The sequence below is a fragment of the Streptomyces sp. NPDC096132 genome, from assembly GCF_044763345.1.
GTDB lineage: Bacteria > Actinomycetota > Actinomycetes > Streptomycetales > Streptomycetaceae > Streptomyces.
On record NZ_JBIWGA010000011.1, the window covers coordinates 155,572 to 170,275 of the forward strand.

The 14,704-nt window shown below is 72.9% G+C and carries 12 protein-coding genes; 5 read left to right on the plus strand and 7 right to left on the minus strand.

The window, feature by feature from the left end; genetic code table 11:
• Positions 1-186: 186 nt before the first annotated feature.
• The 5 genes from ACIRF9_RS25920 to ACIRF9_RS25940 form a co-directional block, all read right to left on the minus strand.
• Entirely contained in the window at positions 187-1,197 is a 1,011-nt protein-coding gene (locus ACIRF9_RS25920; protein ID WP_403826789.1) for a zinc-binding dehydrogenase, read from the minus strand.
• Positions 1,190-1,621, minus strand: coding sequence for a 4-oxalocrotonate tautomerase family protein (locus tag ACIRF9_RS25925; RefSeq protein WP_403826792.1), 432 nt, complete (start codon positions 1,619-1,621; stop codon positions 1,190-1,192). Before ACIRF9_RS25925 ends, ACIRF9_RS25920 begins: the two co-directional genes overlap by 8 nt.
• Positions 1,622-1,714: 93 nt before the next feature.
• A complete protein-coding gene (locus tag ACIRF9_RS25930; protein ID WP_403826795.1) occupies positions 1,715-3,160 on the minus strand; it encodes a DUF2079 domain-containing protein in 1,446 nt (481 codons plus the stop codon).
• 13 nt (positions 3,161-3,173) lie between these two features.
• Positions 3,174-3,746: a hypothetical protein gene (locus ACIRF9_RS25935; protein WP_403826798.1), complete on the minus strand. Its 573-nt coding sequence runs from the start codon at positions 3,744-3,746 to the stop codon at positions 3,174-3,176.
• The gene (locus tag ACIRF9_RS25940; protein ID WP_403826801.1) at positions 3,739-4,242 is read right to left on the minus strand and encodes a SigE family RNA polymerase sigma factor; all 504 of its coding nucleotides are present in this window, start codon (positions 4,240-4,242) and stop codon (positions 3,739-3,741) included. Before ACIRF9_RS25940 ends, ACIRF9_RS25935 begins: the two co-directional genes overlap by 8 nt.
• A gap of 310 nt (positions 4,243-4,552) precedes the next feature.
• Here ACIRF9_RS25940 and ACIRF9_RS25945 point away from each other — a divergent pair, with 310 nt between their 5' ends.
• Positions 4,553-5,317, plus strand: a complete 765-nt coding sequence (locus ACIRF9_RS25945) for a DUF4157 domain-containing protein (protein WP_403826804.1) — start codon at positions 4,553-4,555, stop codon at positions 5,315-5,317.
• Between the two features lie 79 nt (positions 5,318-5,396).
• Here ACIRF9_RS25945 and ACIRF9_RS25950 read toward each other — a convergent pair whose 3' ends face one another.
• Entirely contained in the window at positions 5,397-6,785 is a 1,389-nt protein-coding gene (locus ACIRF9_RS25950) for a hypothetical protein (RefSeq protein WP_403826807.1), read from the minus strand.
• Positions 6,786-6,947: 162 nt separating this feature from the next.
• On the opposite strand from ACIRF9_RS25950, the gene ACIRF9_RS25955 reads away from it, so the two are divergent.
• The 4 genes from ACIRF9_RS25955 (at position 6,948) to ACIRF9_RS25970 (ending at position 14,043) form a co-directional block, all read left to right on the plus strand.
• Positions 6,948-7,571: a response regulator transcription factor gene (locus ACIRF9_RS25955; RefSeq protein ID WP_403826809.1), complete on the plus strand. Its 624-nt coding sequence runs from the start codon at positions 6,948-6,950 to the stop codon at positions 7,569-7,571.
• Positions 7,572-7,932: 361 nt separating this feature from the next.
• Positions 7,933-10,884 (plus strand): HYR domain-containing protein, encoded by a 2,952-nt coding sequence (locus tag ACIRF9_RS25960; RefSeq protein ID WP_403826812.1) that lies wholly within the window; start codon positions 7,933-7,935, stop codon positions 10,882-10,884.
• Positions 10,885-10,903: 19 nt separating this feature from the next.
• Positions 10,904-11,584, plus strand: a complete 681-nt coding sequence (locus tag ACIRF9_RS25965; RefSeq protein ID WP_403826815.1) for a DUF4255 domain-containing protein — start codon at positions 10,904-10,906, stop codon at positions 11,582-11,584.
• Between the two features lie 398 nt (positions 11,585-11,982).
• Entirely contained in the window at positions 11,983-14,043 is a 2,061-nt protein-coding gene (locus ACIRF9_RS25970) for an ATP-binding protein (RefSeq protein WP_403827148.1), read from the plus strand.
• Positions 14,044-14,085: 42 nt separating this feature from the next.
• On the opposite strand, the gene ACIRF9_RS25975 is transcribed toward ACIRF9_RS25970, so the two are convergent.
• Positions 14,086-14,697, minus strand: a complete 612-nt coding sequence (locus ACIRF9_RS25975; RefSeq protein ID WP_403826818.1) for a hypothetical protein — start codon at positions 14,695-14,697, stop codon at positions 14,086-14,088.
• Between the last annotated feature and the right edge of the window lie 7 nt (positions 14,698-14,704).

The following is a 14,704-nucleotide window of genomic DNA, read 5'->3' on the forward strand; positions in this document are numbered from 1 at the left end:
CACGGGTTCCTGTTTCACAGGCCACCGCCGACCGGTGAGGGTCGGTCTTACAGGGCCTCCGCAGGCCTGACTTCCCGCCCGTCCGGCAGTAGGTCCCCGGGCCCGGCCTGGGGCGTCAGAGTTCTGTTCGGTGGTGCGTTCATCGGGTTTCTCGACCGGGGTGCGGTCGGTTCGCGCGGCGCTCGGTCAGCCGACGGAGCGTACGAAGACGGGCTTCAGATGCTTTTCCGGCAGCGCTTCGGGCAGGTGCTCCCAGTCGAGGACATGGGAGACGACGCGCTCGGGTGCGACCTTTCCGGAGGCGGCGAGCTCCAGCGCGTCGGGGATGTGGCCCCGGACGTTGTCGCGGGCGATGCGCAGGGTGACGCCGGTGAGGTACATGTCGAGCAGCGGCAGCTCGCCGGGCCGGAAGTGGTTGCCCGCGCTCTCGCAGAATCCCTCCGGGGCGAGGCACTTGACGGCGAGGGCGAGCTGGTCGACGCGACCGGTGGCCTCGACCGCGAGGTCGAAACCGTGCCGGACGGGCTCGATCGACTCCGCGGTACGGGCCCCGAACGTCTCGGCCAGCGCGCGGTGTCCGGGGTCCGGGTCGACGTACAGCACGTCGGAGGCGCCGAGCGCGCGGGCGATGTCGCACACGTACAGGCCGATGCTGCCCCGGGCGACGACCAGGACGCGGGCGCCCGGCCTCGCCTTCAGGTGAGGGGCGACCAGGCGCCAGGACAGGGACCAGTTGTCGCTCGCCGATGCCATGGCGACGGGATCCAGGCCGTCCGGCAGTGGTACGAGCATGGCGTCGGCGTACGGGACGCGGACCAGGTCGGAGAAGAGCCCGCCCCAGTCCCCGCCGATCGGTGCGCCGTACATGGCCATGTGCGGTACGGCCGTGCAGTGGGCGGTGAGCCCTGCGCGGCAGTGGTCGCAGGTGCCGCAGTTGACGGACCAGGGCACGACCACCAGATCGCCCGGTACTACGGATGTCACCTCGTCGCCGGTGTCCACGACCCGGGCCACGCATTCGTGACCGAGGGCGAAGGGCGGGTCGACGAAGCCGTGCCCGGCCAGGATCGCGGAGTCGACGTCGCAGGAGGTGGCCGCCACCGGCGCGACGATCGCCTCCTGCCCGGACCGGAGCCGGGGGTCGGGCGCCTCGCGCCACTCGACGGTGTGCCGGGCGACGTAGGTCAGTTCACGCATCCGCCCGCTGCCCCTTCGCGAGGGCGACCAGGTCGGCGTAGCGGATGACGGAGCCGCCGGCGCCCCAGGTGCCGTCGGGCTGCTCGTGCACCAGCACCCACACGCGCAGGGAGTCGTCCGGGGAGAGCCCGGCGGCCGCGAGCACGGTCCTGGTGGCGTCCTCGACCAGGCCGGCCTTGCGGCGCTCGGACAGGGCGCCCTCGGGCACGGTCACCTCCACGAGGAAGCGCGGCGCGTCGTCCTCGGCGGTGGTCTGGGCACCCTCGGGCAGTTCGACGAGGTAGCTCCACGCCTGGGCGCGGAAGAACGCGGTGTCGGGCGCGCCCTCCCAGCGCAGCAGCACGGCGGCGAGGTCGCGCTGCACGGTGGCGCGGCCCCGCTCGGTGAGCGCACCGGCGGGGACGCTGAGGCGAATCATCGGCATGACGAAGTCTCCCTTCGACGGACATGGTTTATGACGGTCGTTATAGACGGAGGTCACGCTAGACTATGACGACCGTTATAGCCAGAGGGGGAGTCAGGTGCCGCGTTCGAGGACGACGTAGCCGTGGGCGGCGTCGGCGATGGTGTAGCGGGCGTGCGGGTGGAGTCGGCGGACGTACGCCTCGATGTCACCGATCCGCTTGCCGGTGTTGTCGAGGGCGATGTAGTCGGGCGTGATTCCCCGCGTGTTGCCGAGCCAGAGGACGCGGCAGCGGGAGGTGAGGCGGCTGATGGGGCCGATGTTGGCCTCGACCGTCGCGCCGTCCGGGATCCGGTCCAGGGCGCGTTCGACGCGCGCGACGTACTCGGGAGTGTCGTAGGCGGCGGACTCCGTCAGCGCGGACAGCGGGAGCGAGGTCGTCAGGGCCAGCGCGGCCCCGGCGACGGCGGCGGGCAGGTGATGGGCGTACGCACGCAGCCGCGGCCGGGAGCTCAGGCCCGCCCGGGCGAGCGCGTCGACGAGGGCCAGCGAGACGACCGGCATCAGCACCGCGCTGTAGTGCCAGTAGGTACCCCAGTAGTGGTCGTCGGAGGAGAGGAAACGCCAGCCCAGCGTGGGCAGGGCGACCACGAGCAACGGTGACCGCAGGGCCAGCAGACCGCTGGTCGGCAGCAGCAGCCACAGGAGGGTGCGGACCTTGGTGTCCACCCCGTCGAACAGGGAGAACCCGCTGTCGACCTTGGTCCAGTAGTCGTAGCCGCCGGACGTGTTGAACGCCGGGACGACGACGGCGAGGGTGACGACGGTCGCGGCGACGCCGAGCACCGCCACGGCGAGGGCGCACAGGGCCGCGCGCGGCGCGGAACGGCGGGACCGCAGCGCCACGACCAGGGCGAGGGCCGCCACCGTCAGCCCCAGGTCCTCCTTGACCAGTACCAGAGGCAGCGCCCACAGCAGGGCCGGAAGCCACCTGCGGGCCAGGACGGCCTCCAGGCCGAACGCGACGAGCGGTACGGCGAAGCAGATCTCGTGGAAGTCGAAGTCGACGGCCCGTTGCACACCCCAGGACAGTCCGTACGCGATCCCGATCGCGAGGCCGCGCCGGCGGCCCAGCAGCGCGGTGGCCGCACGGGTCACGGGGACCGCCGACAGCGCGAAGAGGGCCGCCTGGGCGACGAGCAGGGTGAGCGGGGAGGGGAAGAGCCGGTAGAAGGGGGCGAGGAGAGCGAGGACGGGACTGAAGTGGTCGCCCAGGACGTTGAACCCCGGCCCCTTCAGATCGACGACCGGCGCCCGCAGCTGGGCGTAGGCGCGGATCGCCTGCTCGAAGATGCCGAGGTCCCAGGACCGGGTGGCCAGATACCGGTACCGGGCGACGGACAGCGTCGCGTACGCGGCGAACAGGGCCGCTGCCAGGAGCCAGGGGGCACGCCGGCCGGGCGGACGGGGGCGCCGGTCACGCGGGGGAGGCGTGACCGGCGCCGGTACGGGGGGCTCGGGCAGCAGCGGAGCCGGAGCGTCCTGCAGGGTCTCGGGCACAGGGCGGGTGTCCTTACGAGCCGGAAGACGGTACGACGACCACGGCCGCGGACTCCTCCGCGGCGCCGGTCGGTGTGGGGCTGACGTACGGGGCGCCGGCGGAGCCCGCACCGCTGTCCGCGGACGGCTCGCCCGCCGCCCGCTGCGAGGGCTCTACGGAGGCGACCGGGTCGGCCGTCGCACTGCGGCCCGCCGCCGGGCGGTCGGACGCCACGCCGGTCGAGGAACCGGAGCCGGCGGGCGGCCGCACGGCGGAGGAAGCCGACGAGGCCGGGACGGACGGAGAGGGCGTGAGACCGCTCGCCGTCGCCGTCGGTGTCGTCGTGGGCGTGTGCGTGACCACGGGCGCGGCGGGCCGCGGCGCCGGCTCGAGCCGTACGGCGGCCAGGGCGCCGGCTCCGCCCAGTACGCACACGGCACAGGCGGCAGCGGTGATCAGGACCCGGCGTCGACGACGCGTACCCAGGGCCTCGACCCGGGCCACCGGCACGGGCGTCAGCCGATCGCGCACGTCGGCGGCCCGCTTGAGGGCCGAGGCCAGGGCGAGGTCCTGACCGGGGTCGTGGGACTCGGTGGGCTCAGACACCGTGGTCCTCCTTGAACGCGGCGTCGGACAGCTGGGGAGCGAGGGCGGCGCGGGCCCGGGAGAGATGCGTCTTGACCGTGCCGGTCGCTATCCCGGTCTCGGCGGCGACCTGTTCCACGGTGAGGTCGCAGACGTAGTGCAGGACGGCGATCCGGCGCTGTCGTTCCGACAGCCGCCGCAGCGCGGCCACCAGGACGACCGTGCCGGGATCGGGGCCCGCGGCGCTGTCCGCCTCCCCGCCCGTACGGCGCCGCCAGGCATCCAGGGACCTGCCGCGCCTGCGCCACCTGCTGACGGCGAGCCGCCAGGCGACGGTCCGGATCCACGCCTCGGGCCCGGCGTTCCGGTCGAGTCGCCCCCGCCTGGCCCAGGCCCGCACGAACGCCTCCTGCACGACGTCCTGCGCCTCGTGGAGGTCACCGGTCATCAGGTACAGCTGTCCCACCAGGGACTGCCGGGAGTGCGCGTAGAACTCCTCGAACTCCTCGACGGTCATGGGGCTCCCCGATGGTGAACACGTGGCATGAGCTGTACGCCCGGGGAGGCGGAACCGGTTGACACCGGGCCGAAGTTTTTTCCGGAGCGCTCGGCGGCCCCGAACGGGGCACCGCCACCCCGGTCGACAGCGCGCTCACGGTACAGGCGGTGGCTGTGGCGGGTTCGGCAGCTCGAAGCGGGGCGGCGTGTGCCCTATCGGGCAGCGGTGGCTGCACCCCCGTGGGCAGCCGCACGCCTGTACCCGGTGCACGCGCTGAGGCAGTGTCAGGGTCGAAGAGGTCTGCCGCTGGACGTCCCAGGGAGCGAGAATGCCCGATCACGTACACGAACACGACCAGGACCACGACCACCAACAAGCCGGCCACAGGCAGCCCCAGACCGACGACTCGCGGCTGTTCAAGGCGGCAGCCGCGGGTCGCCCCGATGTTCTGGGCCCGTCCGGCATGGGCACGCTGCAGCGAGCCGTCGGCAACAGCGCGGTGGGCGCCATGCTGCAGCGGGAGCAGGACGAGGAAGGCACCGCGCCGCAGCGCTCGCCCGTGCACGACGTCATCGGGTCCGGCTCCGGGCAGAGCCTCGGCGGCGATGTCCGCTCCGACATGGAGGCGAGGCTCGGCGCGGACTTCTCCGACGTGCGGGTGCACACGGGCGACGCGGCGCACGAGTCCGCGAAGTCCGTCGGCGCGCATGCCTACACCGTCGGCAACAACGTCGTCTTCCAGCGGGATGCCTACGACCCGTCGTCCCATGCCGGGCGCACGACGCTCGCCCATGAGCTGACCCATGTGATCCAGCAGCGCAGCGGCCCGGTCGACGGGACCACGGCCCCCGGCGGGATCCGGGTCAGCGACCCCTCGGACCGGTATGAGCGGGAGGCCGGCGCGAACGCCGAACGCGTCATGTCCGCCCCGGCCCCGGCCGCACCGACCGTGGAGGGGGCGGCGGCCGCTCCCGGATCGTCCGCGGTGGTCCAGCGGGAGGCCGAGCAGGAGGACGAGGAACCCGCCGACGTGCAGGGGCTGTTCGTGCAACGCGCCGAGGAGGAGCAGCAGGAGGAGCCGGGCGACGCCTGACCGGCGGCAGGGCCCCCGGGCACGTACCCGGGGGCCCTGCCGGTCCCGCCGCCCTCGGCCGGATCAGCCCGCGGCGGGATCAGCCCGCGGCGGGGGAAGGGGAGGGAGAGGCGCTCGTGCTGGGTGCCTCGCGCAGCGTCCCGCCGACCAGCACCGACCCGTCGCACTGGGACGGCGTCGGACCGCCCACCGGCTTTCCCACCTCGCTGCAGGTCACCGTCATGGTGATCCGCCCTCCGGCGGGCACCACGATCGGGGTGACGAAGTGGTAGTCCTGGTCACGGAAGTTCTGCAGCGCCAGCCTCAGCAGGGTCCGGCTCCCGGCGGAGATGACGACGGTGCCGGAGTCGCCCTGCGGGTTCTGCACCACGAGGTCCGTCAGGTCGAACGTCTGACCGGCCGGGACACGGTAGACCGTGCCGGACGTCGGGTCGCCGCCCACCGAGTCCTTGACCCCGGCCTGAGCACTGCGCGGATCCCCGCCACCCCCGCCCGCACTTCCCGCCGTGCCCGCGCCGCCCGTGCCTCCGCCGGTACTGCCGGCCGATCCCGCCGCGGCGCCGGAGGTCGGTGAGCCACCACCCGCCGCGTCCTCTCCCTTCCCGGCGCCGGCCGACGCACCGGACGAGCCACCGCCGCTCGCGGCGCCGGACGCGCCGGGGCTGGGCGACATCACGGCGGCCACCTGCTTCTTGGACTCCTCCCGCGCCGCCGACCGCACCACCGGGCGCAGCAGGGCGAACCACACGATGGCCAGGGCCACCACCGCGGCCACCGCCGCCATCAGGGCGCGCGGCAGCCAGCGCGGCAGTATCGCGTCCTGCTGGTAGGTGCCGTCCAAGGGGACCGGCTCGTGCGGCACGTCGCCCGTGGGCGTCACGACCACCTGGAAGGGATGCACGACGGGAGCGCCGCGCCACAGCCGCCGCGCCGGACGCGCGGTGAGCCGCGACAACTCGGCCGCACCCGGCGCCAGCTCGACGGTCTCCCGGGAGAAGCGCAGCCGCACCCGGGAGCTGTCACCCTGGGCCGCCAGCCGCACCGTCATCGGGATGTTGCCACGGTTGTCGACGGCCACGTCCGTACGGCCGCGCCAAGCGCCCTCGAACCCGCGGGGCACCAGCTCCCCGGTGATCTCGGCGAACGGCAGGACCGTGACGACGCCCTCGGGGACCACTGCCGTGTCGGGCGCGCCGGTGGGCACCACCCGCACCCCGAACGGGACGTCCCCGGCCGGCACCTCCGAGCTTCGGGGCGGGCTCAGCGCGAGAACCGCGGTGCCCGTACTGTCCGGAAACAGCGAAAGGCTCGTTGGTTCGACGGTCGCCCAGGCCGCTGCCGGGCCCACGACCTCGAAGCGATACTCCTCCACCGTGCTGCCGGAGTTGCGTACCTGAAGGGGGACGTCGACCCGCCCACCAGGCTCGGCGGTCACAGCGGTCGTGTCCAGGCTCGCCGCAGTTGTCATGATCGGCACAATATGGCCGGTGGTGACGGCGGACACGGGCCTCTCAGGAAGACTTTCGGGAAGCTGAGGTGCCCATTGACACCTTGTTGACTTTGCGTGGAGTCGCCTCCCGCATACTGCTCGACGCGCCGCGAAATGCGCTCGACCAGGGGGGAGACTGGTGTGGACCGGATAGTGGTGTGCCTGCGGGCGGATGACCCGATCTCCAGAGCGGGGGTCGCCACCCAACTGCGGCCCCGGCCGGAGATCCGGCTGCAGGAGGAGGGGGAGGAACCGGCCGCCGCCGTGGTGGTGGTCGTCGTGGAAACCATAGACGAGGAGTCGCTGCGGACCCTTCGTCACATCCGGCGGACGACGGCGGCCCGGGTGGCGCTGATCGCCACCCGCATCGACGACCAGCAACTGGTCGGTGCCGCCGAGTGCGGGGTGGCGGGCATCCTGCGCCGGTCCGAGGCCACGCCGGAGCGGCTGGTGCAGGTGATCAACGCGGTGGCCAGGGGAGAGGGAAGCGTCCCCGCGGACCTGCTGGGCCGTCTGCTGGAGCAGGTCGGCCAGTTGCAGAGCCAGGTGCTGGCGCCGCGCGGACTGAACTTCAGCGGGCTCACCGACCGGGAGATCGAGGTCGTACGACTCGTCGCCGAGGGATACGACACCGGGGACATCGCCACGAAACTCGCGTACTCCGAACGCACCATCAAGAACATCCTGCACGACCTCGTCACCCGGCTGCACCTCCGCAATCGCTCTCACGTCGTCGCCTATGCGCTGCGGCAGGGGCTGATCTGAGGGGGCGGTCCGCCTCGACGGCGGGGGGAGAGGCCGACTGCCCGGAAGGGCAGAGCGCACTTCCCAAACGCGTGTCCCGTGCGCCGCCCCGCCGAAGAGCGGCGCCGGGGACGGTGGGGCAGACACCGATCTGGGAGGGGATGTCGTGCGGTTGTTCCGGCTGCGGGCGGGGCTGATGGCCTCGCTCCTCGCGTTCGGCGCGGTAGGGGCCGGCATCGGAGACACGGCGCCGCGGGCCCGGCCGGCGGCTTCGGCCTCTCCTTCGCCCTCCGCCACGTCCTCCGCCTCGCCCCCCTCTTCGTCATCCTCCTCCTCGCCCCCGGCGGCGACGGTCCCGTCGTCCCCGGTCACTCCGTCGCTGGTGGAGCAGTCGCTGAATCCCGGCGCCTCCATCACCGTCGCCAAGCGGGTGCAGACCCCGGCGGTGCCGCCCAAGCCGGACGTGGTGCTGCTGGTGGACAACACGGGGAGCATGGGCAACGTCATCGCCAATGTGAAGGCCAACCTGCCCACGATCGTCGACCGGGTCTTCGACGTGCAGCCCGACTCCCGGTTCGCCGTCGCCAGCTTCGGTGACCAGGCCGACCCGGAGGTCGGCACGGACTGGCTCTTCCTCCTCCACCAGCCGTTCACCAACAACCGCGACGCCATCCAGCGCGGCGTCGATCAGCTGGAGGCCGACCACGGCGACGACATCCCGGAGGACTGGGGCAACGGTCTGTACGAGGTGGCGACGGGGGCGGGCGGCCGGAACCCCTTCCGGGACGGGGCCACCCCCATCGTCGTCCTCGTCGGTGACGCACCCACCCACGAACCGAGCAACAACCACTACATGGCCGACGTCATACAGACGCTCAAGAACCACGGCGTCAAGGTCCTCGCCGTCGGCGTCGGCGGAGACGGGCTCGACGAGTACGGCCAAGCCACCCAGGTCACCCAGGCCACCGGCGGTACGTACCTCCAGGGCATCGACGCGGGGCAGGTGTCGGACGCCATCGTCCAGGGCCTGACGAACCTGCCCGTCACCGTCGGCCACCGGCTCGTCGACTGCGACCCCTCGCTGGGCGTCTCCCTCTCCCCGGCGAGCGTCCAGGTGACCAGCGGCCAGACCGCCTCCTTCAGCGAGCGGATCACGGTGTCCCCGGACGCGCCGCAGGGCGCCACGCTGTCCTGCACGGTCCAGTTCACCCTCGGCCCGGCGGCCGACCCGGACTACCGGGAGCAGATCCGCATCACCGTCAACGACGTGACCGCCCCGGCGGTGACCGTCGACGACCGCACGGTGGAAGCCACCGGCCCGGACGGAGCGGTCGTCGACTACACGGCCGCCGCGCGCGACAACGTCGACGGCGACGTCAAGGTGTCCTGCGAGCCGCCCTCCGGGACACGCTTTCCCCTCGGGCGGGCGACGGTCACCTGCACGGCGACCGACAGGGCGGGCAACACCGGCCGCGACACGGCCGTGTTCACCGTCGTCGACACCACCGCGCCGGTCGTGAGCGTGGACGACCGCACCGTGGAGGCGACCGGCCCCGACGGCGCCGTGATCGAGTATCCGGCCACGGCCAAGGACCTCGTGGACGGCGACGTCCCGGTGGTGTGCGAGCCGCCCTCCGGTTCGACGTTCCCGATCGGGAAAGCCACCGTCACCTGCACGGCGACCGACAAGGCCGGCAACACCGGCCGCGACACGGCCGAGTTCACGGTGACCGACTCGACCGGCCCCGTTGTCACCGTCGAGGACCGCACAGCGGAGGCCACCGGCCCCGACGGCGCGGTCGTGGAGTACCCCGCGTCGGCGCAGGACACGGTCGACGGGAACCTGCCCGTCACCTGTGAGCCACCGTCCGGCTCGGTCTTCCCGATCGGGGAGACGACCGTGACCTGCACGGCGACGGACTCCCGCGAGAACACCGGTAAGGACACCGGCGTCGTCACCGTCGTCGACACCACCCCGCCCGTCGTCACCGTCGACGACCTGACCGTGGAGGCCACCGGTCCCGACGGCGCGGTCGTGGAGTATCCGGCCACCGCGGTCGACACCGTGGACGGACCGACGACGGTCAGCTGCACACCGCCCCCCGGCTCCACCTTCCCGGTCGGGAAGACCACCGTCACCTGCACGTCGGCGGACGCGCACGAGAACACCGGTACGGACACCGCCGTGATCACGGTGGTCGACACGACCGCGCCCGTCGTCACCGTGGACGACCGCACCGAGCCGGCCACCGGCCCCGACGGCGCCCTGATCGACTACACCGCCACGGCCCAGGACCTCGTCGACGGACCCCTGCCCGTCACCTGCACGCCCGTGTCCGGTTCCACCTTCCCGGTCGGCGAGACCGTCGTGACCTGCACCGCGACCGACGCCGCGGGCAACATTGGCACCGACACCGCCGTCTTCACCGTCGTCGACGACGGCAAGCCCGTCGTCCAGGTGGACGACCGGACCGTGCGCACCCTCAGCCAGGACGGCGCACCCGTCTCGTACACCGCCACCGCCCAGGACGTCGTCGACGGCACCCTGCCCACCACCTGCACCCCGCCCTCCGGTTCGACCTTCCCGATCGGGAAGACCACCGTCACCTGCACGGCGACCGACGAGGCGGGCAACACCGGCACCGACACCGCCGTCTTCACCGTCGTCCTGATCCCGCCCGTGCCGGTCGCGCCCGCCGCCGACCTCGCCGTGACCGCTGCCGCGAGCCCGCAGCCGGCCTTCACCGGCGGCACCGTCACGGTGACGTTCACCCTCACCAACGCCGGACCGGACCCCGCGACGAACGTCGTCCTGACCGCCCAGACCCCCGGGACCGCCACCGTGGTGAGCCCCCAGGACCGCTGCACCACCGCCCGCCCCTGCACCCTTCCGGACGGCGGCCGGATCCAGGTCACCACCCGGCTGTCGTACGACAAGGCCACCAGCGGCACCCTGACGGCCCGGGTCGCCGGCACGCCGACCGACCCGCGCACCGCCAACAACACCGACACGCTCCGGCTCCGCGTCCTCAAGCCCGTGCTGACCGTCGGGCCCGTCGTCGCCCGGCTCGGCGACGTCGTCCTCGCCGAGGGCCGCGACTTCCCGGCCGGAACCGTCGTACAGCTGAAATGGAGCCAGGGCATCACCGCGGGGACGGTTCCGGTGCGGGTGGGCGCCGACGGCACGTTCCGCACCCAGGTCCTCGTCCTGCGCAAGGACCGGACCGGACCACGGCTGCTCCGCGCCACAGGACCCGGATACGACCCGGTCACCGCGAAGGTCCTCGTCGTGCCCCGCAGCCTCCAGCCACCCGACTTCATCGGCCGCGGATGAACCGCGCGGAGGTGGAACCGTGATCCACGAAGTGGACGACGCACTGCGCGCCCTCGTCCGTAGCGACGCCCTGGGCGGCACACAGGTCAGCGTCGTGTTCGACGCACCCACCCGCGAGTGGGCGGCCAAGGTCAACGCCCCCACCGTCAATCTGTACCTCTACGACATCCGGGAGGACATGCGCCGCCGCTCCCGCGGTCTCTCCAACGAATACGACGCGCGCGGCACCGTCGTCGCCCGGCACCGCCCGCCCCGGTACTTCAAACTGTCCTACCTGATCACCGCCTGGACCCGGCGCCCCGAGGACGAACACCGCCTGCTGTCGTCCCTCCTGCTGTGCCTGCTGGACAGCGATGCCATGCCCACCGAACACATGACCGGCTCCCTGGCCGCGCTTCCGTTGTCGGTGCCGATGACGATCGCGCTGCCGCCCCCCGAGGACCGGTCGTTCTCCGATGTGTGGAGCGCGCTCGGCGGTGAGCTGAAGCCCTCCCTCGACCTCGTGGTCAGCGTCCCCCTCGTCGGCACGGGAACCGTTCCGGCGGCGCCCCCGGTCACCGAGGAGGGCGGCCTGCGGCTCGGCTTGGAGGACACCCGTCACACCGACCAGGGCCCCACCGGCCCACGGGCAGCCGCCCCAGCGGACGAGTCGCCACCGCGCCGCCCACGGCCGACGCGGTACCGGCGTGTTCGCGAGTGAGCGCGGGCTGGTGGAAGCTCGGGTGGGCAGGGCGTCCGCCGGGACCTGGTGCGGGGCGGGCACGGACGAGTCGGTGGCGGGTGCCTGCGGTCGGCGCGGTATCGGCGTGTTCGCGAGTGAGCGCGGGCTGGTGGAGGCCTGGGTGGGCAGGGCGCCTGCCGGGACCTGGTGCGGGGTGTGGCGGCGGACGAGTCGGTGGCGGGTTGCCCGCGGGCGGCGCGGTGCCGGCGTGTTCGCGCGGGGGCCCGGCGCCGGCCCGCGAGTGCCGCGCTCGCGGTCATGCCGAGGGTCCGGCGCGGCACTGCGTTCCGTGAGGGGCGTGTAGGACCACGCGGCCGGCCACGCACGATCCGCGGTACCCATCCTGCGTCCAGACCGAGCGGAGCGAGGAGCATCCCATCGCCGAGAACCCCAGCCTTCGCCACCTGTTGGACCGGGTGGTCCTCGTCGAGGAACGCGTACGCCGCGCGGTCGCCGCCCGCAGGCAGACCGACCCCAACCCCGACGACGCCTTCCGGGGTCTCTACCTCACCGACGACGCCGTCGACCGCCTCCTCCACGCGCCGCCCCGCCCCGCGGCCCCCGACCGTACGGACGCCGCGCGCCACGCCGAGGCCGAGGCGCGGGCCGACACCGCCGACCCGCCCACCAGCCTGCGCCGCCTCACGGCCGGCCTGGGCCTGACCGACCTCGACGTCGAGATCCTGCTCATCGCCCTCCTGCCCGACCTGGACGCCCGGTTCGAGTCGTTCTACGGCTATCTCAACGACGACGTCACCCGGCGCCGCCCCTCCATCGGCCTGGCCCTGACGCTGTGCGGGCTGTCCCCGGCGGACGCCTCCGCCCGCGCCCGCCTCGGCGCCACCGCGCCCCTGCTCTCCGGCGGCCTGCTGATCGTCGAGGACCCGGACCGCCCGTTCCTCGGGCGCGCCCTGCGCGTACCGGACCGGGTCACCGCCCACCTGCTCGGCGACGACACCCCCGACCCCAGGGTCGCCGACCTGCTGACCCCGGCCTCGCCCGTGCCCGGCGCGGGCGACGCCGCCCCGCTCGCCCGGGCCCTCGCGGCCGAGGTCCCCCTGGCCTACCTGCGTGAGGACCAGGGCGGCGCGGGCCCGGCCCTCGCCGCGACCGCTCTCGCCCGGGCCGGGCGCCCCGCCCTCGCCCTGGACCTGGCCCGCCTCGCCCGCGACCCGGCCCCCGCGGACGCCGTGCGCACCGCCGTACGCGAGGCCCGCCTGACCGGCGCCGGCCTGGTCTGCGCGTCGGTCGACGCCCTGGACCGGGACCGTGAACGGGCCGTGCTGCTACGGCAGTTGACGGACGCGCCCGTCCCCGTCGTCCTCGTCGGCCGCGTCCCGTGGGACGCCGCCTGGTCCACCCGTCCCCCCTTGCTGCTGCGCGCCCCGCGCGTCGAGCCGACCGCGCGAGCCGCGCTGTGGCAGGCCGCGTACGGCACCGCCGTGCCCGCTGCCCTCGACATCCCGAACCTCCTGGCTCCCTTCCTCCTCACCCCCGAACAGATCACCCTGGCAGCCCGAAGCGCCGCCCAGAACGCGCTCCTCGACGACGGAGAGCTGCGCCCCGAGCACATACGCCGCGGCGCCCGGGCCCAGAACTCCGCCGGACTCGACCTCCTCGCCCGCCGCATCGAACCCGCCGTCGGCTGGGACGACCTCGTCCTGCCCCTCGACACCCTCTCCCAGCTCCGAGAACTCACCGCTCGCGCCCGCCACCGCGACCGCGTCCTCGGCGAATGGGGGATGCGCCCCGGCGGCGCCCGAGGCCGGGGCGTGGTCGCCCTGTTCGCGGGCGACTCCGGTACCGGCAAGACCATGTCGGCGGAGGTCATCGCCGCGGACCTGGGCCTGGACCTCTACACAGTCGACCTCTCCACCGTCATCGACAAATACGTCGGCGAGACGGAGAAGAACCTCGAGCGCATCTTCTCCGAAGCGGCCGGGGTGAACGGCGTCCTCCTCTTCGACGAGGCCGACGCGATCTTCGGCAAGCGCTCCGAGGTCAAGGACGCCCACGACCGCTACGCCAACGTCGAGAGCGCCTACCTCCTCCAACGCATGGAGTCCTTCGACGGCCTCGCCATCCTCGCCACCAACCTCCGCGCCAACCTCGACGACGCCTTCACCCGCCGCCTCGACCTCGTCATCGACTTCCCCGTCCCCGACCCCACCGAGCGCCTCGCCCTCTGGCACCGCTGCCTGGCCCCCCTCCTCCCCGGCGCCGACGACCTCGACCTCCCCTTCTGCGCCCACTCCTTCGAACTCGCCGGCGGCAACATCCGCTCCATCGCCGTCACCGCCGCCTACCTCACCGCCGAGGCGGGCTCACCCCTGACCATGCGCCAACTGATCCACGCCATCCAACGCGAATACCAGAAACTGGGCCGCCTGACGCTGGCCAGCGAATTCGGGCCGTACGTCGATCTGCTGGTCCTGTGAACCGACCGAACCACCGAACGGCACGCCTCATCGGCCGAGGCGTCACTCGTCCTCGGTGGCGTCGTCCAGGGGCCGCAACTCGGCGATGTGCGCGAGGAACTCGGCGTAGGAGCCGAAAACGGGGTACAGAGAACCGCGCACCGGCCGTCCGGCGAGCTTGTTGTCGCGCAGATCGGCGCCGGAGAAGTCGAAGATCCGCTGGTCCTCCGGATTCAGGAGATCGACCCCCAGATAGCACCCCTCGCCGTCCCACGACCCTCCGATCCGATAGATGCGGGCGTCGTCCGAGAAGAGTGCGCGCTGTTCCTCACCGTGGTACCCGAATCGCAGGTCGTACCAGATGTCTTCCACGTCATCGGATCGCGGCGAGTTGTACCACTGGAAGTCGTCGACCTGGAGCAGCGCCGGTGGATCCACGAACGCGAGTGTCGATCGCACCTCACGCAGCCATGGGGGAAGCGTCACCCCGTCCGTTTCGGCGTAATGGTCGAAGACGGCGTCGTCTTCCTTGACGAACGTGAGTGAGGGGAAGTTCGCGACGAACCGCAGCAGGTCGGCCTTCTGGTCCTCGGGCAGGGCGGAAGACTCAACCCAGGAGCGGGCGGTGTCGGCATCGCCCTTGACGAGGTGTCGCTCGTAGTCGAAATCGTTCATGTCTTCC